The sequence below is a fragment of the Mycobacterium sp. G7A2 genome (assembly GCF_041902445.1).
Classification (GTDB): Bacteria; Actinomycetota; Actinomycetes; order Mycobacteriales; family Mycobacteriaceae; genus Mycobacterium.
On record NZ_CP169251.1, the window covers coordinates 2,631,230 to 2,655,238 of the forward strand.

Annotated in this window: 20 protein-coding genes and 1 pseudogene; 10 read left to right on the forward strand and 11 right to left on the reverse strand. The window is 66.7% G+C overall.

Annotated elements, in window-relative coordinates; genetic code table 11:
• Positions 1-65: 65 nt before the first annotated feature.
• Positions 66-917, reverse strand: a complete 852-nt coding sequence (locus ACEWX3_RS12660) for a PAC2 family protein (protein ID WP_374159848.1) — start codon at positions 915-917, stop codon at positions 66-68.
• 342 nt (positions 918-1,259) lie between these two features.
• Here ACEWX3_RS12660 and metH point away from each other — a divergent pair, with 342 nt between their 5' ends.
• Positions 1,260-5,024, forward strand: coding sequence for a methionine synthase (gene metH, locus ACEWX3_RS12665; RefSeq protein ID WP_374159543.1), 3,765 nt, complete (start codon positions 1,260-1,262; stop codon positions 5,022-5,024).
• A gap of 44 nt (positions 5,025-5,068) precedes the next feature.
• Positions 5,069-6,472 (forward strand): DUF222 domain-containing protein, encoded by a 1,404-nt coding sequence (locus ACEWX3_RS12670; RefSeq protein WP_374159544.1) that lies wholly within the window; start codon positions 5,069-5,071, stop codon positions 6,470-6,472.
• A gap of 65 nt (positions 6,473-6,537) precedes the next feature.
• On the opposite strand, the gene ACEWX3_RS12675 is transcribed toward ACEWX3_RS12670, so the two are convergent.
• Genes ACEWX3_RS12675 through ACEWX3_RS12700 form a run of 6 tightly spaced genes read right to left on the reverse strand, consistent with a single transcriptional unit; the run spans position 6,538 to position 14,014 of the window.
• A complete protein-coding gene (locus ACEWX3_RS12675; protein ID WP_374159545.1) occupies positions 6,538-9,258 on the reverse strand; it encodes a molybdopterin-dependent oxidoreductase in 2,721 nt (906 codons plus the stop codon).
• Entirely contained in the window at positions 9,255-10,088 is an 834-nt protein-coding gene (locus tag ACEWX3_RS12680) for a xanthine dehydrogenase family protein subunit M (protein WP_207064734.1), read from the reverse strand. Before ACEWX3_RS12680 ends, ACEWX3_RS12675 begins: the two co-directional genes overlap by 4 nt.
• Positions 10,089-10,093: 5 nt before the next feature.
• Positions 10,094-11,272: an FAD-dependent urate hydroxylase HpxO gene (gene hpxO, locus ACEWX3_RS12685; protein WP_207064733.1), complete on the reverse strand. Its 1,179-nt coding sequence runs from the start codon at positions 11,270-11,272 to the stop codon at positions 10,094-10,096.
• Between the two features lie 19 nt (positions 11,273-11,291).
• A complete protein-coding gene (gene uraH, locus ACEWX3_RS12690; RefSeq protein ID WP_207064732.1) occupies positions 11,292-11,612 on the reverse strand; it encodes a hydroxyisourate hydrolase in 321 nt (106 codons plus the stop codon).
• Positions 11,609-12,109, reverse strand: coding sequence for a 2-oxo-4-hydroxy-4-carboxy-5-ureidoimidazoline decarboxylase (gene uraD / locus ACEWX3_RS12695; RefSeq protein WP_207064731.1), 501 nt, complete (start codon positions 12,107-12,109; stop codon positions 11,609-11,611). The genes uraH and uraD overlap by 4 nt, the downstream gene beginning before the upstream one ends.
• Positions 12,110-14,014, reverse strand: a complete 1,905-nt coding sequence (locus ACEWX3_RS12700; RefSeq protein ID WP_374159546.1) for a solute carrier family 23 protein — start codon at positions 14,012-14,014, stop codon at positions 12,110-12,112.
• Between the two features lie 81 nt (positions 14,015-14,095).
• On the opposite strand from ACEWX3_RS12700, the gene ACEWX3_RS12705 reads away from it, so the two are divergent.
• The 6 genes and pseudogenes from ACEWX3_RS12705 to ACEWX3_RS12730 all read left to right on the forward strand — a co-directional run bounded on the left by ACEWX3_RS12705 (position 14,096) and on the right by ACEWX3_RS12730 (position 19,648).
• On the forward strand, positions 14,096-14,779 hold the full coding sequence (locus ACEWX3_RS12705) for an HAD family phosphatase (protein ID WP_163676231.1): 684 nt from the start codon (positions 14,096-14,098) through the stop codon (positions 14,777-14,779).
• A 163-nt stretch (positions 14,780-14,942) separates the two neighbouring features.
• Positions 14,943-16,484, forward strand: a pseudogene (locus tag ACEWX3_RS12710) (MFS transporter); the annotation flags it as partial.
• Positions 16,485-16,570: 86 nt separating this feature from the next.
• Positions 16,571-16,852, forward strand: coding sequence for a phosphoribosyl-ATP diphosphatase (locus tag ACEWX3_RS12715; protein ID WP_207064729.1), 282 nt, complete (start codon positions 16,571-16,573; stop codon positions 16,850-16,852).
• Positions 16,853-16,855: 3 nt separating this feature from the next.
• On the forward strand, positions 16,856-17,719 hold the full coding sequence (gene hisG, locus ACEWX3_RS12720; RefSeq protein ID WP_374159547.1) for an ATP phosphoribosyltransferase: 864 nt from the start codon (positions 16,856-16,858) through the stop codon (positions 17,717-17,719).
• 67 nt (positions 17,720-17,786) lie between these two features.
• Positions 17,787-18,269, forward strand: coding sequence for a DUF4126 family protein (locus ACEWX3_RS12725; protein WP_207064728.1), 483 nt, complete (start codon positions 17,787-17,789; stop codon positions 18,267-18,269).
• A 2-nt stretch (positions 18,270-18,271) separates the two neighbouring features.
• Positions 18,272-19,648, forward strand: coding sequence for an FAD-containing oxidoreductase (locus ACEWX3_RS12730; protein ID WP_374159548.1), 1,377 nt, complete (start codon positions 18,272-18,274; stop codon positions 19,646-19,648).
• Here the strand turns inward: ACEWX3_RS12730 and ACEWX3_RS12735 are convergent.
• Genes ACEWX3_RS12735 through ACEWX3_RS12745 form a run of 3 tightly spaced genes read right to left on the reverse strand, consistent with a single transcriptional unit; the run spans position 19,599 to position 21,063 of the window.
• On the reverse strand, positions 19,599-20,240 hold the full coding sequence (locus ACEWX3_RS12735; protein WP_374159549.1) for a flavodoxin family protein: 642 nt from the start codon (positions 20,238-20,240) through the stop codon (positions 19,599-19,601). The genes ACEWX3_RS12730 and ACEWX3_RS12735 overlap by 50 nt on opposite strands.
• Positions 20,237-20,749, reverse strand: a complete 513-nt coding sequence (locus ACEWX3_RS12740; protein ID WP_374159550.1) for an SRPBCC family protein — start codon at positions 20,747-20,749, stop codon at positions 20,237-20,239. Before ACEWX3_RS12740 ends, ACEWX3_RS12735 begins: the two co-directional genes overlap by 4 nt.
• A complete protein-coding gene (locus ACEWX3_RS12745; protein ID WP_207064724.1) occupies positions 20,746-21,063 on the reverse strand; it encodes a helix-turn-helix transcriptional regulator in 318 nt (105 codons plus the stop codon). Before ACEWX3_RS12745 ends, ACEWX3_RS12740 begins: the two co-directional genes overlap by 4 nt.
• Before the next feature lie 108 nt (positions 21,064-21,171).
• Between ACEWX3_RS12745 and ACEWX3_RS12750 the strand changes: the two genes are divergently transcribed.
• Positions 21,172-21,864, forward strand: a complete 693-nt coding sequence (locus ACEWX3_RS12750; RefSeq protein ID WP_374159551.1) for a TetR/AcrR family transcriptional regulator — start codon at positions 21,172-21,174, stop codon at positions 21,862-21,864.
• A complete protein-coding gene (locus ACEWX3_RS12755; RefSeq protein ID WP_374159552.1) occupies positions 21,857-22,795 on the forward strand; it encodes a R2-like ligand-binding oxidase in 939 nt (312 codons plus the stop codon). Before ACEWX3_RS12750 ends, ACEWX3_RS12755 begins: the two co-directional genes overlap by 8 nt.
• 15 nt (positions 22,796-22,810) lie before the next feature.
• Here ACEWX3_RS12755 and ACEWX3_RS12760 read toward each other — a convergent pair whose 3' ends face one another.
• Complete coding sequence (locus tag ACEWX3_RS12760; RefSeq protein ID WP_374159553.1) at positions 22,811-23,986, reverse strand: NDMA-dependent alcohol dehydrogenase; 1,176 nt, start codon at positions 23,984-23,986, stop codon at positions 22,811-22,813.
• Between the last annotated feature and the right edge of the window lie 23 nt (positions 23,987-24,009).

The following is a 24,009-nucleotide window of genomic DNA, read 5'->3' on the forward strand; positions in this document are numbered from 1 at the left end:
TTTCGGGCGCTACCGCCCTCGGAGTCTTCTGTCGGGCGCTACCGCCCTCGGAGTCTTCTGTCGGGCTACTGCCCTCGGCGACGCAGGTAGCGCTCAAACTCCGCCGCCAGCGCATCGCCGTCGATCTTGCCCATCGCCTCGTTCATGTCCACTTCGGCGTCTCCGCGCTCCTCCAGCGACTGCACGTACTCGGCGATCTCATCGTCTTCCGAGGTCATCTCGGTGACCGCCTGCTCCCATTCCTCGGCCTGCGCCGGCAGATCCGCGAGCGGCACCTCGATGTCGAGCACATCTTCGACCCGGCGCAGCAGCGCCACCGTCGCCTTGGGGTTGGGCGGCTGGGACACATAGTGCGGAACGGCCGCCCAGAACGTCACCGCGGGAATGCCGGCCTGAACGCACGCGTCCTGAAACACCCCGGCGATGCCGGTCGGGCCCTCGTAGCGCGTCTCCTCCAGTCCGAACGTCTTCGCCGAATCCGATGAATAGGCCGCCCCGGAGACCGGTACCGGTCGAGTGTGCGGCGTGTCGGCCAACAAGGCGCCGAGGATCACGACGGTTTGCACGTTGAGCTTGTCGGTGATGGCCAGCAGCTCGGCACAGAACGTGCGCCAGCGCATGTTGGGCTCCACACCGTGCATCAGCACGATGTCGCGGTCGCTGCCCGGCGGTCGGCAGTGCGAGATGCGCATCGACGGCCACACCAACTCGCGCGTCACTCCGTCGACCTGACGGATCACCGGCCGGTTGACCTGGTAGTCGTAGTAGGACTCGTCGTCGATCTGCACGATCTGCTCGGCCTGCCATATCGAGTCCAGGTGCTGGAGCGCGTCGCTGGCGGCGTCTCCGGCATCGTTCCAGCCCTCGAACGCTGCGACGACGATCGCGTCGCGCAGGTCGGGCAGATCGGATCCCATAGGACCGCGGAAATCCGAGGGTGTCACCCAGCCAGCGTAAGCCCTGCGTGGTCAGGATGACGGTCATCGACCCGTGCCGCGGGGTGGCAGGGGAACACGGGGGTCGCAAACGGCGTTGTCCTGGCCGACTAGCCTGGCAGTGACCGCCGGACACGACCGTAACCACGAGGTGACCTGCTCGACGCTGTCACGAGGTGGGTCGTGGTCGGTGACTGCGACGAGATGGGCGTCCAGACGTCGGTCCGGTGACGACGTAGACTTTGCTCCGTCGAGAGGCGTTGCAACGGTTCCGGTCTTTGCCGGTATCCGCCACGCTCGGCAGAGTCAAGGACGCCTTCCGCTATGGAAGGAGCGCACGTGAACGCTGTTGATCAGAGCACCTTCGTGCCGAACATCCGCCCGGACTGCACCGACGCACTGGCCGCAGCGCTGCGCCAGCGGATCATGGTGATCGACGGCGCGATGGGCACCGCCATCCAGCGTGACCGCCCGGACGAAGCCGGCTACCGCGGAGATCGGTTCACCGAATGGCCGACCGCGCTGCAGGGCAACAACGATCTGCTCAACTTGACTCAGCCGCAGATCATCGAGGGGATCCACCGTGAATACCTCGAGGTGGGCGCCGACATCATCGAAACAAACACGTTCAACGCGAACAAGGTGTCGATGGCGGACTACGGCATGGAGGACCTCAGCTACGAGCTGAACTATGCCGGTGCCGCGCTGGCCCGAAAGGCCGCCGACGAATTCAGCACCCCCGAGAAGCCGCGGTACGTCGCCGGCACGCTCGGGCCCACGACGCGGACCGCGTCCATTTCGCCCGACGTCAACGATCCGGGCGCCCGTAACGTCAGCTACGACCAGTTGGTCGCCGCGTACCTCGAAGCCGCCAACGGCCTGGTCGACGGCGGATCCGACATCATCCTCGTCGAAACGATCTTCGACTCCCTCAACGCCAAAGCGGCCGTGTTCGCCCTCGAGACGATGTTCGAGGAACGTGGACGCCGCTGGCCGGTGATCATCTCGGGCACCATCACCGATGCGTCGGGGCGCACCCTCTCCGGCCAGGTGACCGAGGCGTTCTGGAACGCGATCCGGCATGTCAAGCCGCTGGCGGTCGGCTTGAACTGCGCGCTCGGCGCGCCGGAGATGAGGCCCTACATCGCCGAGATGGCGCGGATCGCCGACACCTTCGTGTCCTGCTACCCGAACGCCGGACTGCCCAACGCCTTCGGCGAATACGACGAGTCACCGGAGCGTCAGGCCAGCTACATCGCCGATTTCGCCGAGGCCGGTTTGGTCAATCTTGTCGGCGGCTGCTGTGGCACGGCGCCGCAGCACATCGCCGAAATCGCCAAGGTCGTCGACGGCAAGCCGCCGCGCGAGTTGCCCGAAATCGAGGTCGCCACCCGCCTTTCGGGGCTGGAGCCGCTCAACATCACCGACGACTCGCTGTTCGTCAACATCGGTGAGCGCACCAACATCACCGGTTCCGCCCGGTTCCGCAACCTGATCAAGGCCGAGGACTACGACACGGCTCTGTCGGTCGCTCTGCAGCAGGTCGAGGTGGGTGCGCAAGTCATCGACATCAACATGGACGAGGGCATGATCGACGGCGTCGCCGCGATGGACCGGTTCACCAAACTGGTCGCAGCCGAACCGGACATCAGCCGCGTCCCGGTGATGATCGACTCCTCCAAGTGGGACGTCATCGAGGCGGGCCTGAAGAACGTTCAGGGCAAGCCGATCGTCAACTCGATCTCTCTGAAGGAGGGCGAGGAGAAATTCGTCCGCGAGGCCCGGCTGTGCCGCAAGTACGGCGCCGCCGTCGTCGTGATGGCGTTCGACGAGCAGGGGCAGGCCGACAACCTGGAACGCCGTAAGGAGATCTGCGGCCGCGCCTATCGGATCCTGACCGAAGAGGTCGGTTTCCCGGCCGAGGACATCATCTTCGACCCGAACTGCTTCGCTCTCGCCACGGGCATCGAGGAGCACGCCACCTACGGCATCGACTTCATCGAGGCCTGCGCCTGGATCAAGGAAAACCTCCCCGGGGTGCACATCTCCGGCGGCATCTCCAACGTGTCGTTCTCATTCCGCGGCAACAACCCGGTCCGTGAAGCCATTCACGCGGTGTTCCTGTTCCACGCCATCAAGGCCGGTCTGGACATGGGCATCGTCAACGCGGGTGCACTGGTTCCCTACGACTCGATCGACCCGGAGTTGCGCGAGCGCATCGAGGACGTCGTGCTCAACCGGCGCGAGGATGCGGCCGAACGGCTTCTGGAGATCGCCGAACGATTCAACAAAACCGAGAAAACCGATGATGCCGGCGCCGCCGAGTGGCGCTCACTTCCGGTCCGTGAACGGATCACGCACGCTTTGGTCAAAGGCATCGACGCCCACGTCGACGCCGACACCGAGGAACTGCGCGCGGAGATCGCCGAGGCCGGCGGCCGACCGATCGAGGTGATCGAAGGACCGCTGATGGACGGCATGAACGTCGTCGGTGACCTCTTCGGCTCCGGCAAGATGTTCCTGCCCCAGGTGGTGAAGTCGGCCCGGGTGATGAAGAAGGCGGTGGCCTACCTGCTGCCGTTCATCGAGGAGGAAAAGGAGCAGTCCGGCAGCTCCGGGGCCAAGGACACCAACGGCACCATCATCATGGCGACGGTCAAGGGTGACGTCCACGACATCGGTAAGAACATTGTCGGTGTCGTGTTGCAGTGCAACAACTTCGAAGTGATCGATCTCGGAGTGATGGTGCCCGCCAACAAGATTCTCGACGCGGCCAAGGAGCACGACGCCGACATCATCGGATTGTCGGGACTCATCACTCCGTCGTTGGACGAGATGGTCAACTTCGCCGTCGAGATGGAACGCGAGGGGCTGGAGATCCCGCTGCTGATCGGTGGTGCGACCACGTCGCGTGCCCACACCGCGGTGAAGGTGGCGCCACGTCGCAGCGGTCCGGTGGTGTGGGTCAAGGACGCATCCCGCTCGGTGCCCGTTGCCGCGGCGCTGCTCGATGACAGGCAGCGTCCGGCGCTGCTCGAGTCCACGGAGAAGGACTACGCCTCACTCCGCGAGCGGCACGCCCAGAAGAACGAGCGGCCGATGCTGACTCTGGAGAAGGCGCGTGCCAACCGCACGCCCATCGACTGGGACGGCTACACCCCGCCCGTGCCGGCCCATGGGCTCGGCATCAGGGAGTTCGCCGACTACGACTTGGCCGAGCTGCGCGAGTACATCGACTGGCAGCCGTTCTTCAACGCCTGGGAGATGAAGGGGCGCTTTCCCGACATCCTCAACAACCCTGCCTCGGGAGAGGCGGCGCGAAAGCTCTACGACGATGCGCAGGAAATGCTCGACACTCTGATCAAGGAGAAGTGGCTGCAGGCCAACGGGGTGATCGGTTTCTTCCCGGCCAATGCCGTCGGCGACGACATCGAGGTCTACACCGACGACAGCCGCACCGAGGTGCTGACCACGTTGCGCAACCTGCGTCAGCAGGGTGAGCACCGGGAGGGCATCCCGAATCGGTCATTGGGTGACTTCGTCGCGCCGAAGGACACCGGTCTGGCCGACTATGTCGGGGGCTTCGCCGTCACCGCCGGCCTCAACAGTCAAGACAAGATCGCCGAATTCAAGGCGGCACACGACGATTACAACGCGATCCTGTTGGAGTCCCTCGCCGACCGGTTGGCCGAGGCTTTCGCCGAACGGATGCATGAACGGGTCCGTAAGGAGTTCTGGGGATATCAACCGGCCGAGCAGCTCGACAACGAGGCGCTCATCGCCGAGAAGTATGTCGGAATCCGTCCTGCGCCAGGTTATCCCGCCTGCCCGGAGCATACCGAAAAGGCGACGCTGTTCGACCTCATGGATGTCACGAAGCGCACCGGAATCGAATTGACCGAGTCGATGGCGATGTGGCCCGGTGCCGCCGTCAGCGGATGGTACTTCTCGCACCCACAGTCGCAGTACTTCGTGGTGGGCCGGTTGGCGCAGGACCAGGTGGCCGATTACGCCAAACGCAAAGGCTGGACGCTGCAGGAGGCTGAACGCTGGCTTGCTCCCAATCTGGGATACAACCCGGAGGACTGACGCAGCCGCCGTTTTTTGTCGGTGGGTGCTGCTTTGATGGGGTTATGTCCTCTGCTGCAGCGTCTTTAGTTGACGATGAGGTGTCGCCGAAGGAGCGGTTGGCGGAGTTGTTCGAGCAGATCGCGGAGTTGACCGGTCAGCGTAACGCCATCGATGCGCAGATCGTGGACATCGTGGCCGAGATCGATCATGGTGGGTTGGCGGGGATGACCGGGGCGCGGTCGATTTCGGCGTTGGTGGCGTGGAAGACCGGGGTGTCGCCGCGTAATGCGAAGACGATCGCGGCGGTGGCGGCGCGTGGTGGGCAGTTTCCGCGGTGTGTGGCCGGGTTGCGGGAGGGCCGGTTGTCGTTGGATCAGGTCGGGGTGCTCGCTGAGCGTGCCGCCGAGGGTTCTGATGATCATTATGTGGAGTTGGCGTCGGTGGCGACGGTGACCCAGTTGCGCAAGGCGGTCAGCCTGGAGCCGCGCCCTGATACGGGCCCGAAGCCGCAGCCAGAACGCGGGATCTCGCGCACCGATCATGGTGAGTCGGTGACGTATCGGATCACGGTGTCGAAGATCGAGGCCGCCAAGGTCGATGCCGCCCTGGCCGGCAAGCGAGACGGGTTGATCGCGGACTGGAAACGTGACCACGACCAGGACCCGGACGCCGACGCCGACGGTGGCCATGGTGAGTCCCCTGCCGACGCCGATGGCCCCGAGGACAGCTCCGTTGCCGACGCCGATGGCGTCGGTGGTGACTTCTCGGACGACGTCTCCGACGTCTTCGCTGATCTCGCCGACGGCCCGGGTGGCGACGCCGAGGGCGCTCCGCGTGCGCCGATGCCCACCACCGTGGATGCGTTCCTGGAGTTGATCGAGAGCGGCTGGGACGGCGAGGTGGCCCGGCCCCCGCACGCCCAGCACACCGCCGTGGTCGTCCACGTCGACGCCGACACCAAACTGGGCGCACTGCATCTGGGGCCGCTGCTCACCGACGCCGAACGCCAGTACCTGACCTGTGATGCGACCTGTGAGGTGTGGTTCGAACGCGCCGGACGCCCGATCGGCGCCGGCCGCTCGACGCGCACGGTCAACCGGCGGCTGCGCCGGGCGCTGGAGCATCGGGATCGCTGCTGTGTGGTGCCCGGCTGCGGCGCGACCCGCGGCCTGCACGCTCACCACCTACGGCATTGGGAGAACGGCGGGCTCACCGAGCTGGAGAATCTGGTGCTGGTCTGTCCGTACCATCACCGGCTGCACCATGCCGGGGGGATCACCCTGACCGGGCCCGCCCACCAGCTCGTGGTCACCGACGCCGACGGCCAGGTCCTGACCAACGCCTCGCTGGCCCGCCCACCCACACAACCCCCACCGGCCGTCGCCCCCTGCACGGGGCCGACCGGCGAACGCGCCGACTGGTGGTGGTACACACCTTTCGAACCCCAACCACCACCGCGAAACTAGCGGCAGCACACGTCCGGCGGCGCAGTGGCGTCCCATAAGACCGGCGCCAACGTGTTGGTGGCCGGCTACTCGGTAATCGGTGGTGCCGAAGTGGTGTCTGTCCCGCCCAACGTCCGCCACACGCGTGCCGGCGTCATCGGCAGGTCCCGCACCCGCGCGCCACACGCCCGGGCGATCGCGTTGGCAAGGGCGGGGGCTACCGGGTTGTAGGGCGATTCGCTCATCGACTTGGCGCCCATCGGCCCGAGCTGGTCGACGGTGTCGGCGAAATACACCTCGGTGACAGGGATATCGGCGAACTGCGGGATGTGGTAGTTGCGGAGCACCTGGGTGAGCACGGTGCCGTCGGGTCCGACGATCATCTGCTCGTACAGCGCGGAGCCGATCGCCTGGGCGACACCGCCTTCGACCTGCCCGCGGCACTGCTCGGGGTTGATCACCACGCCGGCATCGGCGGCCTGGACCGACTGCAGGATGCGAACCTCTCCGGTATCGGGATTCACCGCGACCCGAAAGCCCTGGACGTTGAACGCCACCGATCGTGGTGTGCCCTCGTGGCGGCCATAACCGACCAGCGATGCCGGCAACTCGGTGAATTCGACGAGCCGGGTGCCGCACTGCACCCCGTGCGGAGTGAGTTCGCAGGCATGCGGTCCCGATCCAGTGAGTGCCGCCGCTGCGGACAGCATGGCCGACCGCAGCTCGCGGCAGGCAGCGAGCACCGCGGTTCCGGCCACGACGGTACCGGCCGAGCCGAACGCCCCAGTGTCATAACCCGTTGCTTCAGTGTCGGATTGGTGCACCTCAACCCTGTCGGGCGTGGTGTTCAGCTCGGTAGCGACCAATTGCGTGTGCACGGTGGTGGTGCCGTTGCCGAACTCGGCTGTCCCGACCGACAGCCGGTAGCGACCGTCAGGGGTGAGCGTCACCGACGCCTCGGCATAGTGGCCCCGCGGCGGGATCGTCGCGATCATCGCGAGCGCCATGCCCTCGCCGACGCGCCAACCCGGCGGGCTCTCGGCTCCGTTGCCGTCGAGCAGGGCGCGCTGCACCAGGTCCAGGCATTGATCCAAGCCGTAGCTGCCGAACATCAGGTCTCCGTGTCCGACCGCGGCGTCGACGAATTCGTCACCGGGGACGACGACGTTGCGCCGGCGCAGCTCGAACGGATCCAGGCCGAGGCTTAGCGCCAGCTCATCGAGTGCGGACTCCACCGCGAAGATCATCTGGCTCAGGCCGTACCCGCGGAACGCCCCGGACGGGATGTTGTTGGTGTAGACCGACTGGGCGTCGACTCTCTTGTTGGGGCACCGGTACACCGATACCGATTCCGAGCATCCGTGGAACATCACGCCAGGGCTGTGGTTGCCGTAGGCGCCGGCGTCGGTGAGCACGTCGACGGCCAGCGCGGTCAGCACGCCGTCCGGCCCGGCGGCCGCGGTGACGTCGATCCGGAACGGATGCCGGCAGGGCGCCATCGTGAACTCGTCGGAACGCGAGAATTCGTAGCGAACGGGCCGCCCCAGCCGCAGCACAGCCAGGGCGACGATGTCCTCGGTCAGCATCTCCTGCTTGCCGCCGAACCCGCCGCCGATGCGCCGGGTGAACACGTGGACGTCCTCACGGGACAGGCCGAACACGTGGCACAGCTCATCCCGGACCAGGAACGGAACCTGGGAACTGGTGCGCAGCACCAGTCTGCCGTCGTCGTCACGCCACCCGGTGCAGCCGTGGGTCTCGAGGTGGGTGTGCTGGACGCGCTGGGTGGTGTAGCGCTGCCGAACGACCACACCACCGGCGGCGACCGCCGCGTCCACTCCGGTGGCGACGTCGCCGATGCCACCATGCACCTCGGCGACGATGTTGCGGCCCGGGTCGGCGATCCGCGCGTCCGGGCCTTTGTCCCGGTGCAGCAGCGGCGCTCCCGGCGCCCGCGCCGCGTCCGCGTCGAACACTGCCGGAAGCTGTTCATAGGTCACCGCGATGGCGCGGCATGCCCGTTCGGCGGCGGCGACACTGTCGGCGATCACGGCCGCTACCCGCTGCCCGACAAAGCGCACCGTGTCGTCGAGGACCACGGTGTCATCGGGGTCGTCGGCGCGGTCCTCGTGCCGCGCCGTCGAGAACGCCACGTCCGGGCTGTCGCGATGGGTCAGTATCAGGTGCACCCCGTCGACCGCTTCGGCGGCAGTGGTGTCGATGTCGAGGATCTTGGCGTGGGCCACCGGGCTCGACAGCACCGCGAGATGCAGCAACCCGGGCGGCTCGAAGTCCATCGTGTACTGCTCGGTGCCGGTGACGACGCGCACCGCAGCCGGCGCAGCCACCGAGTCGCCGACACCGCCGGACTTCTCGACGTTGACCCGCCCACCCAGTGCGTCACCGATGGCGCGATAACCGGTGCAGCGGCACAGGTTTCCCTTCAACGACTGGGGGAGTTCGGCGAGCTGGTCCTCAGACAGGACCGCGGCCGTGGTGATCATCCCCGCCGTGCAGAAGCCGCACTGAAAGCCGGCGGCTTCGACGAACCGACGCTGCAGCGGATGCAGGTCGCCCGGGTCACCCAGCCCGGCGACGGTGGTGACGTCACGGTCCTCGGCGCGAAATGCCGGAAAGACGCATGAGTGCACAGCCTCGCCGTCGATCAGCACCGCACACGCGCCGCAATCGCCGGCGTCGCATCCCTTCTTGACCTCGGTGTGGCCACGCTCGCGCAGGAATGTTCGCAGACACTGCCCGGGGCGCGGATCACCCTGCTGCTCTTCACCGTTGACGCGCATGCTCATGACAGCTCGCGACGGATCTGTTCGGCCAGCACCAGCGCAACCGCGCGCCGCCAGTCGGGGTCGCCGTGCGCATCGAGGGTCCACGCCGTGTCAGGAATCGTGGCGTGTGCCGCTTCGAGCTCGAGCGCGCTCGGCACGGTGCCGAAGTCGAACACGTGGGGTCGTGTGGTGGCCGCGGTCACCGACACAACGAAGCGGTGCCCGTCGGCGACGGTGTCGCGGCGCCCGATCACGACGACGCCTGAGCGACCGAGCGGAGACGGCGCCACCTTGCGGTAGGCGGTCGCGGCGCGCAGTGCGGTGGCGGGAATCCGGACCGATCGCAGGATCTCGCCGGGGGCGAGTGCGGTGGCGCCCGAACCGGTCACGAACTCCGTGATCGGCATCCGGTAGTCGCTGCCGTCGCCGCGCCACACGGTGACCTCGGCGTCCAGCGCCGCACCGAGCGAGATCATCGAGCCGGCCGGAAAAGCCAGGCAGATGTTGCCGCCGACCGTGGCGCTGCTCCAGATCTTGAACGAGGCCAGCAGCGCGGTGCAGCATTGGTGCAGCAGCGGTGCAGCTGTCCATTCGGGGCGTTCCGCCTGCAGCCGCGCCGAGAGGCGCGACACCTGCGCGACCGTCGCGGTCGCCGCCAGTTCGACACCGTCGTCGGACACCGTGACGGGTTCCCAGCCCAGCCGGGTGATGTCGACCAGGCGGCGGATGTGCGGCTGCGGCTCGGAGAACAGCCAGGTCCCTCCGGCGAGGATCGCGTCCGCCGGGCCGAGCGGCCACAGGTCGTCGCGGTGGGTCGGTGTGCTCGTCGTCTCGACGGTGTTGAGGTCCATCGTGCTCAGCTGACCGGGGTCACGGGTCCACCCATGATGTTGTTGACGATTCCGCGAATCACGTTGCGGCCGTCTTCGTGTCGTAGCTCCTCGTACCACTCGGCGGTCTTCTGCGGGTCTTTGCCGTGGGTGACGTCGCAGCGTTTACGGGCCCGCAGAACAAGATCCGCGGCTCGCTCCGAGCGCGCCTGCTGATAGGCCAGCAGCGCCGCGTGGACATTGCCGGGGTGGTCGCGGAACGCCCACTGCAGTGCGACGGCGTCCTCCATCGCCGAGCAGCCGCCCTGCCCGATGTCGGGAGTGGTGTTGTGGGCGGCATCGCCGAGCACGGCGACCCGGCCCTTGACCCAGGTGTGGAACGGGTCGAGGTCGAGGATCTCCACCCGGTTGGTGGCCATCGGATCCAATTTGTCGATCAGGGTCTGCACCCCGGGTGCCCAGTCGCCGAAGTGCCCGCGCAGCACCTCTCGTGCGTCGCCGCGCTCGTAGTTCTCCTTCTCGTCAGAGTCCTCGGGCATCACGACGTCGAAGAAGAAGTAGAACCGGCCGTCGGACACCGGCATCACCGAGACCCGTTTGCCGTCACCGACATAGGTGGTCCACTCGGTGGCAGGGCCGATCGCTTCGTCGGTCTCGACCAGGCCGTTGAAGTTGACGTACCCGGCGTAGCGCCGGGTCACCGGGCTGCCGAGCACGTACTCCCGGGTGATCGAGCTGGCCCCGTCGGCGCCGATGATCACGTCGGCCGACACCGTGGCGCCGTCGGCGAACGTCGCGGTGGCCTCCTCAGGGCCGTCGGCGACGCTGACCATCTTCATCCCGAAGTTGATCTCGTCCATGCCGTAGGCCTCCATCAGCATCGCCTGGAGTTCGGCGCGCGCGATGGGGTAGGGGCGCTGGCCCACCTCGTCGATCAGCGGCTGCATGGAGAATCGGCACATCGTCTCACCGGTGTGTGCGTCGAGGTAGCTCATCGTGTCGACGATTCCGCCCAGTCGCGCGGTCTGCTCCTCGAGGCCGAGGTGATTGAGGCACTTGACCCCGTTGGACCACACCGAGATCGCTGCGCCGACCGGCTTGTTCTCGGTGACTCGTTCGTAGACCTCGGTGTCGATACCGATCTGGCGCAATGCGATCGCCGCGCTCATGCCGCCCATTCCGGCGCCGATGATGACCGCTTTCATTGGTGCGTTCCCCTCTTCGTCAGCTTCCGCGGTAGGTGGAGTAGGCGTACGGGGAGAGCAGCAGCGGCACGTGGTAGTGCGCGGCTGGGTCGGTGACCTCGAAGGCGATCACCACCTCCGGGTAGAACGCCGGGACGCGGGCCATCGCGAAATAGCCTGCGGTGTCGAACGTCAGCCGGTAGGTGCCCGGTGTCAGATGGTCGGCGAGGTCCTTCACACGGCCGTCTCCGTCGGTGACCGCGGTGGTCAGTACGTCCGATGCGGAGTCGGTGAGCGTGACGGCGACCCCGACGGCCGGGGTGCCGGAGACCGCGTCGAGCACGTGGGTGGACAGGCTCATTGCGGCGTCTCCCTCATCAACAGGCGCTCGAGCCGCAACCGGTTGATCTTGGCCAGCTCCGAGCGCATCACCCGGCGTTCGGTCTCGGGATCATTGTCGAGCCGATCGGTCAGGATGGCCAGCAACTCCTCGGCGGTGCGTCCGCTGGCGCACACCAGGTACACGTAGCCGAACTTGTCGTCGTAGGCGCGGTTCTTCTCGGCCAGCTCGGCTTTGACCGCGTCGGCGGCGTCGGCGACACGGGCCTGCTCGCGCGCCGAGCTGGGGTTGTCGGCCTTGGCGCCGATCCGGGGATGGCCGTCCAGCGCCGCATCCAATTCGGCGTCTGGTAGTTCGGCGAGCACCCGGTCGGCGCGGTCGAACAACGCCTCCGCGTCGCGGAACGGCCCGCCGGCCAGCACCCGGCGGGCCCAGATCGTCGAGGAGCACACCTCGAACAGCAGGTGCATCCGCTGCCGTTCGGACAGCCGGTTGAAGCCCTCTATTCCCTCGGTCATCTAGAGGATTTCGTCCAATCGGCTGAATCGGGCCGAGGCAATGGGATTGGCGTTGTCGACCAGATCGGTGAACCGGTAGTTGGCGATCTTGGCGACCTCGATCAGTGCGAACGCTTTCTCCGCGCCGGGCGAATTGTCCATCCGTGACCACCCGTTCTGCAGCACCCGATCGAAATGCGCGGTTTCGCGGGCGCAGATCACCAGCGGGAAGCCGAAGTGTTCCCGGTATGCGGTGGCCAGATCGACGACGTCGTTGTGGTCGTCTTCGTCCAGCTTCGACAGCGCGCTGTGGTCGGCGGCCAGAGCGTGGCCGGTCTCGTCCTCGGCGCCGAGATCGTGGAACGCGTTGAGCAGTTCCAGTTGCTGTTCGGAGGAGCCGGTGAGCACCGCGTCCTGGAACGACTCGCGCAACTGCTTCGTGCTCGCGAACGGACGCTGGTCGTAGGCGCGGTCGACCGCCCACGGCACATCCTGCACGACGTGGCCGAACACCTCGGTAAAACGTTCCCGGGTCATCGAATTGACCGCGTTGAGGGTGATCGAGCCGCCGCCTGCCACCCGGGGTCCCTGCGAGCCGGTGTGGAAGAAGACGATGTTGAGCAGGATGGCGCTGACGGCCCCGATGCTGATGCCGCTGCCGAAGATGAGGTCCAGTCCGGTCGGCATACCCTGGGCGATGTCGGGATAGGCGGTGACCCACAGCGCCAGCGCCAGGCTGGTGGTGACGATGATCAGGTTGCGGTGATCGGTGAAATCCACCTTGCCCAGCGTCTGGATCCCGACCGCGGCCACGGTGGCGAACAACGTCAGTGCCGCGCCGCCGAGCACCGGGTTGGGGATCGAGGCGACGATCGCGGCCACCTTGGGCAGGAATCCGAGCAGGATCATGAACACGCCGGCCGCGGCCACCACCCAGCGGCTCTTGATCCCGGTGAGCCGGACCAGTCCGACGTTCTCGGAGAACGCGGTGTAGGGGAACGAGTTGAAGATGCCGCCGATGGTGGTGGCCACCCCGTCGGCGCGCAGCATGTTGCCGATGTTCTCGGCCTTGATCCGCTTGCCGACGATCTCCCCGGTGGCGATGGTCGATCCGGTCGACTCCACCGCGATGATCAGCATCACGATCATCATGGTCAGACACGCGACGAAGTCGAATTTCGGCATACCGAACAGGAACGGCGGGGTGAATCCCACCGCAGCGGCCTCGCCGACGCGGTCGAAGTTCATGTCACCCAGCGCATAGGCGACTGCGCAGCCGATGACCAGCCCGAGCAGCACGGCGATGGTGGCGATGAAGCCGCGGAAGAGCCGCTGGATCGCGACGATGACCGCGATGGTGCCGAGCGCATAGAGGAACCAGCGGATGTTGGTCGGGTCCGGCTCGTGGGTGGCGGGATTGGTGACGGCGTCCATGGCGCCGACCGGGACCAGGGCCAGGCCGATGACGGTGATCAGCGTGCCGGTGACCACCGGGGGGAAGAATTTGAGCAGCTTGATGAAGACGGGCGCGATGGCGAACGCGAAGATGCCGGCGACGATGACCGCGCCGTAGACGTAGAGCATGCTGGCCGAGCCGCCTCCGTTGGCCAGCCCGATCGCGATGATGGGGGCTACTCCAGCGAAGGTCACGCCCTGCAACAGGGGCAGTCGCACCCCGACTTTCCAGAACCCGACGGCCTGGATGATCGAGGCGATCCCGCAGGTGAACAGATCGGCGGTGATGAGTTTGACGAGTTCCTCATCGGTGAGTCCGACTGCACCGGCGATGATGATGGGCACCAGGACCGCGCCCGCGTAGAACGCGACGACGTGCTGGAAACCGTAGGTAGCCAGTTTGGGAACCGGCAGCACCTCGTCTACCGGGTGCACGCGCTTGGGCTTGTTCGCCGTGGTCGGAGCCGCCATCGTCAAAGAATCCTGCAGATGGCGGTTGTTCGCATGTCGAGCGGTTCGCGTGGCCCGCTCTCGACGTGGCAGAATTGCCGGGTGCGAGCGGTGCTGTGGGACATGGACGGCACCCTCGTCGACTCCGAGAAGCTTTGGGACATCTCGCTCAACAAGCTCTACGAGTTCCACGGTGCGACGATGAGCCGCCAGACCCGCACCGCGTTGGTGGGCGCCTCGGCTGAAGAGACCATGGTCACGGTGTACACCGAGCTCGGCCTGGATCACGATCCGGCCGCGATCGCCGGGTCGATCCAGTGGCTGCACGACCACACCGCCGACCTCTTCGACGGTGGTCTGCCGTGGTGCCCGGGTGCCCGGGAGATGCTGGAAGCGCTTGTTTCGGAAGCTGTTCCGATGGCGCTGGTGACGAACACGCAACGGGAGTTGGCGGAGCGCGCGCTCAACAGCATCGGGCGGCACTACTTCACGGTGACGGTGTGCGGTGACGAGGTGCCCAGCGGAAAACCCGCCCCCGACCCCTATCTGCGGGCCGCCGAATTGCTCGGGCTGGAACCCGGCGACTGCCTTGCCATCGAGGATTCGGTGACGGGGTCGACGGCGGCCGAACGTGCGGGGTGTGCGGTGCTGGTCGTGCCCAACGACGTGCCGGTGCCCGGGAGTGAGCGGCGCCGGCATGCCGAGTCGCTGGCCGGTCTCGACGCAGCGGCGCTGCGCCGGGTGTATCGCGAGATCGACCGGGAGGCCCGCGACCGTACGGCCTGACCCGGCCGCACCCCCCGATATCGGTCCGGGCGGTCGGTGTTGTGTGCGATCGTAGCTGTGATCGATCTCATAGCCGAGTCGAGAAGGGGGTCGCGGCATGGCCAGAGGAGACGGCGGCGGAGCCGGCGCCGGCACCGAGTTCAGTTCCGGACGCAGCGCGCTGCGGGTGGCCTCGGTGGCCGCACTCGGCGGCCTGTTGTTCGGCTATGACAGCGCCGTGATCAACGGCGCCGTCAGCGCCCTGCAGGAGGAGTTCGCGATCAGCGACGCGACCCTCGGCTTCGCGGTCGCCTCGGCGCTGCTGGGCGCCGCCGTCGGCGCGTTGACCGCCGGGCGCCTCGCCGACGCGATGGGCCGGCTGTGGGTGATGAAGCTGGCCGCGGCGCTGTTCCTGATCAGTGCGGTCGTCACCGGCATCGGCACCAACATCTGGCTGATCGTGGTGTTCCGCGTCGTCGGCGGCGTCGCGGTCGGCATCGCGTCGGTGATCGCGCCCGCCTACATCGCCGAAACCTCGCCCGAGCGCATCCGCGGTCGGCTCGGCTCCCTGCAACAGTTGGCCATCGTCAGCGGCATCTTCGTGTCCCTGGCCGTCGACTGGCTGCTGGCCGAGGCTGCGGGCGGCTCCAACGAGGAGCTGTGGCTGGGTATGCAGGCCTGGCGGTGGATGTTCCTCGCCGAGATCATCCCCGCACTGGCCTATGGTCTGCTGGCCTTCACGATCCCGGAGTCGCCGCGCTATCTGGTTGCCACGCATCGCATCCCGGAGGCCCGTCGGGTCCTCACCCGGCTCTTGGGGGAGAAGAACCTCGAGATCACCATCAATCGTATCCAGGACTCCCTGCACGCCGAGAAGAAACGGTCGTGGCGTGACCTGTCCCGCGAGCGGCCGGACGACGAGGTCGCCTCGGGCTTGATCAACTGGATCCGCGACTACCTGTGGTGGCTGCTGTCGGTGTTCGCCGTCCTGGCGGTCACGGCGTTCGGCTTCGGGCTGTGGCCGCTTGCCGCTGTCTTCCTCGCGCTGCTCATCGGTGTGGCGCTCATCGGCGGGCTGTACGGCATCGTGTGGGTCGGCCTCGGGTTGTCGATCTTCCAGCAGTTCGTCGGGATCAACGTGATCTTCTACTACTCGAACGTCCTGTGGCAGGCGGTGGGCTTCGACGAGAGCTCGTCGTTCACGATCACCGTGATCACCTCGGTCACCAACATCGCGACCACGCTGATCGCGATAGCGCTGATCGACAAGGTCGGCCGCAAACCGCTGCTCCTGGTCGGTTCGACCGGAATGGCCGTCACGCTGGGCACCATGGCGGTGATCTTCGGAACGGCGCCACTGGTTGACGGCCAGCCCCAGCTCGGCGACGTGGCAGGGCCGGTCGCGCTGATCGCGGCGAACCTGTTCGTCGTGTCGTTCGGGATGTCCTGGGGGCCGGTGGTGTGGGTGCTGCTCGGCGAGATGTTCCCCAACCGCATCCGGGCGGCGGCCCTGGGTCTGGCCGCCGCCGGCCAGTGGACGGCGAACTGGCTGATCACGGTCACCTTCCCGGGCCTGCGGGACGTGCTCGGGTTCGCCTACGGCTTCTATGCCCTGTGCGCGGTGCTGTCGCTGCTGTTCGTGTGGCGCTGGGTGGAGGAGACAAAGGGCAAGACGTTGGAGGAGATGCACAACGAGGCGCACGTCGCCCGCCCGTCGCCGCACTGAGCACGGCGCGGCCGTGTCACCGATGCCAACCCGCGGCCATGCCGCCGAGACCAACCCACGGCCGATGGCAGTAGCGGAGTCCGGTCGTGACACAATCGCAGGCCGTGAAGACCTTCGACGCGCTGTTCGCCGAGTTGAGTGAGCGTGCGCGCACCCGCCCCACCGGCAGCGGCACCGTCGCGGCTCTCGACGGCGGTGTGCACGGTATCGGCAAGAAGATCCTCGAGGAGGCCGGCGAGGTGTGGCTGGCCGCCGAACACGAGGGTGACGAGGCGTTGGCCGAGGAGATCAGCCAGCTGCTCTACTGGACCCAGGTGCTGATGCTCGCGCGGGGACTGTCCCTCGACGACGTGTACCGGAGGCTGTGAGCGATGCTGCGCGTGGCGGTCCCCAACAAGGGCACCCTGAGCGAACCGGCCGCCGAGGTCCTGTCCGAGGCCGGCTACCGGCGGCGGACCGACGGTAAGGATCTGACGGTCGTCGATCCCGCCAACAACGTCGAGTTCTTCTTTCTGCGCCCGAAGGACATCGCGATCTATGTCGGTTCCGGGGAACTCGACTTCGGCATCACCGGCCGCGACCTGGCCCGCGAATCCGACGCGCCGGTGCGGGAACGGCTGGCGCTGGGCTTCGGTTCCTCGACGTTTCGTTACGCGGCACCGGCAGGGCGGCCGTGGCGGGTCGAGGATCTTGCCGGCAAGCGGATCGCCACGGCCTTTCCGAACATCGTCCGAAAGGATCTGTCGGCCAGGGGAATCGAGGCTACGGTGATCCGTCTTGACGGCGCGGTGGAGATCTCGGTGCAACTCGGCGTGGCCGATGCGATCGCCGACGTCGTCGGGTCCGGACGCACACTGGGCCTGCACGACCTCGCGGCGTTCGGTGAACCGCTGTGCGACTCCGAGGCTGTGCTCATCGAGCAGGATGACGCCGGGGAGCCCGCCGACAGCGAGAAGGCCGCGGCCCGCGCCCAGTTGGCAGGCCGGGTGCAGGGGGTGGTGTTCGGTCAGCAGTATCTGATGCTGGACTACGACTGCCCCCGTCCGCTCCTCGAGAAAGCCACCGAGGTGACACCCGGGCTGGAGTCGCCGACCATCGCGCCACTGGCCGACCCGGGTTGGGTGGCGGTGCGGGCGCTGGTGCCGCGTCGGGACGTCAACGCGATCATGGACGAACTGGCGGCCATCGGCGCCAAGGCGATTCTGGCCTCTGACATCCGGTTCTGCCGCTTCTGATCGAGACCGCTCACGTCGTCGTCGACCGTGTTAGCGTCCGGATGTCCATCCACCGGTCGGAGGTCCGATGACGCTGGTTTCCGTGCTTCTGTTGGCCTTACTGATCGGCGTCGTCGCCGGTCTGCGCGCGATGACTCCGCCGGCGGCGGTGGCCTGGGGGGCGATGCTCGGCTGGATCGACGTGACCGACAAGTGGTCGGAGTGGATGGCCCATCCGATCACGGTCACGGTGCTGACCATCTTCCTCGTCGTCGAACTGGTCACCGACCAGTTGCCGAGCACTCCGAGCCGGAAAGTCGCCCCGCAGTTCATCGCTCGGCTGGTCAGTGGTGGGTTCGCCGGTGCGGTGATCGGCAGCGCGTTCTTCCATACCTTCAGTGCCCTGGGCGCCGGCATGGTCGGTGCGGTGCTCGGCACGTTGGCCGGCGCCGCCCTACGCAGCAGGGTGGCCGCCGCCAACAAGGGCAACGATCGCCCCGGTGCCTTCGGTGAGGATGCGCTGGCCGTCGGCGGCGGACTGCTCGTCGCCTTCCTGGTGAGCCTGGTGTAGTCGTGGATACCCCACAGCACTTCGACGCGATCATCGTCGGTGCCGGCCAGGCCGGCCCCCCGCTGGCGGGCAGACTGACCGCTGCAGGTCAGACCGTGGCCGTCATCGAACGCAAACTCGTCGGCGGCACCTGCGTGAACTACGGCTGTATCCCGACCAAGACGCTGGTGGCCAGTGCGCACGCCGCACATCTGGCGCGCCGCGGCGCCGATTTCGGGGTCGGGACAGGGGAAGTCGCGGTCGACATGGCCGCGGTCAAGGCGCGCAAGGATCGGATCAGCGGAGGTGACCGCGAGGGTGTCGAATCGTGGCTGGAGGGGATGAAGGGCTGCACGCTGATCCGCGGCCACGCCCGCTTCGAGGATCCGCACACAATGCGGGTGGGGGAGCACCTGCTGACGGCGGACCGGTTCTTCCTCAACGTCGGCGGGCGTGCCGTCGCACCGGACATGCCCGGATTGGCCGACGTCGACTACCTGACCAACGTCGGCATTCTCGACCTCGACATGGTGCCCGACCATCTGGTGGTCATCGGCGGCAGTTACATCGCGCTGGAGTTCGCGCAGATGTTCCGGCGCTTCGGGGCGAAGGTGACGGTCATCGAGAAGGGCCCCCGGTTGACGTCGCGCGAGGACGAGGATGTCTCGGCGGCGGTCAGGGACATCCTCGAGGCCGAGGGCATCGATGTCGTGGTGGATGCCGGCAGCATCCGATTCGCCAAGCAGGACAGTGGATTCACAGTCACGCCGCGCGAGGGTGCGGAGCCGATCGCGGGCAGCCACCTGCTCGTGGCGGTCGGGCGCCAGCCCAACACCGACGATCTCGGTCTCGACGCAGCCGGTGTGGACACCGACCGGCGCGGCTACATCGTCGTCGACGATCAGCTGCGCACCACCGTCGACCACATCTGGGCGATGGGCGACTGCAACGGACGGGGCGCGTTCACCCACACCTCCTACAACGACTTCGAGATCGTGGCGGCGAACCTGCTCGACGACGACCCGCGCCGGGTCAGCGACCGCATCACCACCTACGCGCTCTACATCGATCCGCCGCTGGGACGAGCGGGCATGACGGTCGACGAGGTTCGGCGTTCGGGGCGCAAGGCGCTGGTGGGCAAACGGCCGATGACCCGGGTGGGAAGAGCGGTGGAAAAGGGCGAGACGCAGGGCTTCATGAAGGTGGTTGTCGACGCCGAGACCGAGGAGATCCTCGGTGCGGCCATCCTGGGCGTCGGTGGTGACGAGGTGGTGCACAGCATTCTCGACGTCATGACCGCCAAGCTGCCCTACACGGCGATCTCCCGAACGATGCACATCCACCCGACGGTCAGCGAGTTGGTGCCGACCATGCTGCAGGACCTCGAGCCGCTGCGGTGACCGCGCGGCCCGCGATCAGCTGTCTGCAGACGGAGCTGACCCGCGCACCGAGATGCCGGCACGTCGCGACATCGGCGGACTGAACATGCTCGGGGCCGGCGTCGACGTCGGTGGCTGCGGCGGCGCCGAGCCAGAAGCCGAGCCGGTTGAGGTCCTGATCGCTGCCTGAGGAGCTGTTCCAGCCCGGCGGTAGGCCCAGACTGACCCACAGCATGTGGTGCTGGGCGGCGAATACTGCCAGCGACATCAGGGTCTGAAGTTTGTCGCCGCTTTTCGCGCCTGAGTTGGTGAACCCGGCCGCGATCTTGTTCTGCCAGGTGCCGTTGATGCAACGTCGGCCGGTCTTCTCGGCGAAAGCCTGGAATCCGGCGGATACGTTGCCCATGTAGGTCGGGCAACCGAACACCACCGCGTCGGACTCATCAAGTTCGTGCCAGCCGTCGTCGGTGATCGCGTCGACGGCGATCATGGCGACCTCGGCGGCGCTATCCCGAGCCCCGGCGGCAACAGCTGCCGCCAACGTCGCAGTGTGGCCGAAGCCGGAGTGGTAGGCGACGGCGACGCGCGGTTCGGGTAGCTCGGTGACTGTCATGGTGTTTCACCTCTGGTGGCAACGATCTGCCGACGGCGGGCGAGCCAGTCCGGCAGAACGTCTTCGTTCAGGTACGCCTCGAGTCTGTCGAGGTAGGCATGGGTACCGCCGCGGAACCCGGTGGCGTTGCGGATACCGAGGCCGCGATGGGTGAAGCGCAGGACGGTCTCCTGCCCGTCTGTTCGCAGTTCGTATCGGACCACGCCGTCCTCGACGATGGGCTGACACCATTGGTGTTCGAAGACGTTCGGCGGATCCCAGACCAGGATGCGGCCCGTCATCCGTTTTCGTTCCGGCGACAGCGGAGGCCCGTCGGCGACCATGTCGATCAGTCCGCCTTCGCGCGCGTCGATCGTCGTTTCGCCGAACCATCGGCAGCGTTGCGCCGGGTCGGTGATCGCGGCCCAGACCACGTCGATCGGGAACGGTAGACGTCGTTCGAAGGCCAGCGTGGCCCGGTCGCCGTCGATGAGAAGGCGTCCGCCGCGGTCGGTCTGCGGGTCTGTCATGGCTGTCCTCCGTGCTGTTCATGCAGGTGGCGTTCGAGCGCGTCCAGGTGGCCGCTCCAGAACCGTCGGTAGCGCTCGATCCAGTCGTCGATGGGTGCCAGGCCGTCGGCGCGCAGCGCGTAGACCCGACGTTGGGCATCGGGGCGGACTTCGACAAGGCCTACTTCGCGCAATATGCGCAGGTGTCGCGACACCGTCGGCTGCGTCAGGTCGGGCAACGTCGCGACCAGTTCGCCGGCCGTGCGCTCGCCGCTCATCAGCACATCCAACAGAGCCCGCCGGTTCGGTTCGGCAACGGCCTCGAAGACATCCACACCCATATATTACTTATTGTCTATATAGACGCAAAACTATTGACCGGGCCTTGACTGTGTTGCCGATCACAGTAATATGACCAGTGGTCATAGTCCCTGGGAGGCTCGATGCCGACGGTCACCTGGTCCCGGTTGGGTGGGGAGCGGCGTTCGGCGGTGGTGGACGCGGCGGAAGCGGAGTTCGCCGCACACGGGTTCTCCGGCGGCAGCCTCAACGTCATCGCTCGTCGGGCAGGCGTTGCCAAAGGCAGCCTGTTCCAGTACTTCGCCGACAAGCGAGACCTGTACGCCTACATCACCGATGTGGGCAGCCAGCGGGTGCGGGCCTACATGGAGTATCAGATCCACGAGCTCGAGCCCGACCGGCCGTTCTTCGAGTTCCTCACCGATCTGCTCGATGTGTGGGTGGCGTACTTCGCCGACCATCCGCGGGATCGAGCGCTCCACGCGGCGTCGAGTTTCGAGGTCGACACCGACGCGCGGGTCAGTGTGCGGGCCGTCGTGCACCGCCACTACCTGGAGGTGCTGCGACCGTTGGTGCACGCTGCGCGCACCCGCGGCGATCTGCGGCCGGATGCGGACATCGACGCGTTGTTGTCGCTGCTGTTGATGCTGATGCCTCATCTGGCACTGGCGCCGTACGTCCGCGGGATGGATCCCGTCCTCGGACTCGACGAATTGTCCTCTGAACAACCGATTCTGGTGGTACGTCGCTATGTCGCAGTGCTGTCGGCCGCGTTCGGCTCCACCAACCCATCCCACCGAACCACCACAATCGCGCAAGGAGAAGCACATGGCTAGAACTCGCTCGGACTCATTGGCCGAAGGCGGGCTGAACTGGGCCAGCCTGCCGCTCAAGCTGTTCGCGGGCGGCAACGCCAAGTTCTGGAATCCGGCAGACATCGACTTCTCTCGGGACCGGGCTGACTGGGAAGCGCTCACGGAGTTGGAACGCGAATGGGCGACGCGCCTGTGCGCGCAGTTCATCGCCGGCGAGGAGGCAGTCACGCAGGACATCCAGCCCTTCATGGCGGCGATGCGTGCCGAGGGGCGGCTCGGTGACGAGATGTATCTGACCCAGTTCGCGTTCGAAGAGGCCAAGCACACCCAGGTGTTTCGGTTGTGGCTCGACGCGGTCGGCGTGACCGACGACCTGCAGCGCTTCCTCGACGACCTGCCGACCTACCGGACCATCTTCTACGAAGAGTTGCCGGAATCCCTCGACGCATTGCTGGCCGACCCGTCCCCGGCCGCGCAGGTCCGTGCGTCGGTGACCTACAACCACGTCATCGAAGGGATGATGGCGTTGACGGGATACTATGCGTGGCACCGGATTTGCGTGGACAACAACATCCTTCCGGGCATGCAGGAACTCGTTCGGCGGATCGGTGACGACGAGCGTCGCCACATGGCCTGGGGTACGTTCACCTGCCGTCGCCACGTCGCTGCCGATGACGCCAACTGGTCGGTGTTCGAGTCCCGGATGAACGAGCTCATCCCGCTGGCGCTGAAGAACACCGACGATGCGTATGACCTCTACGACGAGGTGCCCTTCCACCTCGAGAAGGACGACATGCAGCAGTATGCCGCCGACAAGGGGATGCGCCGCTTCGGCACCATCAGCAGCGCACGGGGGCGGCCACTCGGTGAGATCGACGTGGATTACTCGCCGCTGCAGCTGGAGGACACCTTCGCCGACGAGGACCGAAAGTCGCTGGCCACCTCAGCGTAGGTGTGACTCGGAGGGTTACTCGAACGCGATGACACCGCGAATGTTGTCGCCGGCACGCAGATCACGCATGGCCTCGTTGATGTCGTCGAGCTTGTAGGTGCGCGTGACGAGTTCATCGAGCTTGATGGTGCCGGCCTCGTACATCGACAGCAGTTTGGGCATGGCGTCGCGGGGGTTCATGCCGCCGTAGAGAACGCCTTTGAGCGTCTTGCAGGAGCTGACCATGTCGGGCAGGCTCATCGGCACCATCAGGTCGCTGACCTTCGCCATGCCGGTCAGCACGCAGGTGCCGCCTTTGCGCAACAGCATCATCGCGATCATGATCAGGTCGGGCGGCACGACGCCAGGCGTCAGGACCACGCGGTCGGCCATCACCCCCCAGGTCAGTTCCTTCACCAGTTCGAGCGCGGCCCCGGCATCGGTGGCGGTGTGCGTAGCGCCGAAGGTGGGTGCGATGTCGCGTTTGAACTCGTTCGGGTCGACCGCCACGATGTGTTTGGCGCCGGACACCTTGGCCCCTTGAACCGCGTTCATCCCGATCCCCCCGACGCCGATGACGACCACGGTGTCACCGGGCTCCGTTCCGGCAGCGTGGGATCCGGATCCGAAACCGGTGGTGACGCCGCAGGACACCAGCGATGCGGCCTCCAGCGGGATCCACTCGTTGATCTTGACCAGAGACCGTTCCGAGGCGACCACGTATTCCGAGAAGGTGCCGACCTGCATCATCGCCATCAGGTCCTCGACGCCGTTCGGGCCCGATACGTGGCGTCGGCGGGTGTGGTCGGTGGTCATGTCCTTGCTGTAGATGTCTGCGCCGACGTCGCAGAGGTAGGTGTGTCCGGTGGCGCACCAGCGGCAGTTGCCGCACGCCGGAAAGAAGGAGACGGCGACGTGGTCGCCGGGTCGGAGGGTGCGGACCTCGGGACCCACCTTCTCGACGACACCGGCACCCTCGTGGCCGCCCAGCATCGGGAACCACTCCGGAACAGGCACGCCGGCCGCGCGCATCATCTCCTCCATGTCGGCGCTCGGCACGCTGTCGCCGGTGTAGAAGTGCTCGTCGGAGTGGCAGATCCCGGCGAAGGCCATCTTCACGAGGACCTCGCCGGCGCGAGGCGGGTCGAGCTCGATGTCGGTGACCTCCCAATCCACACCGACCCCTCGCAGTACCGCTGCTCTGGACTTCATGGTGTCTCCTCGGTCGCGGCCGT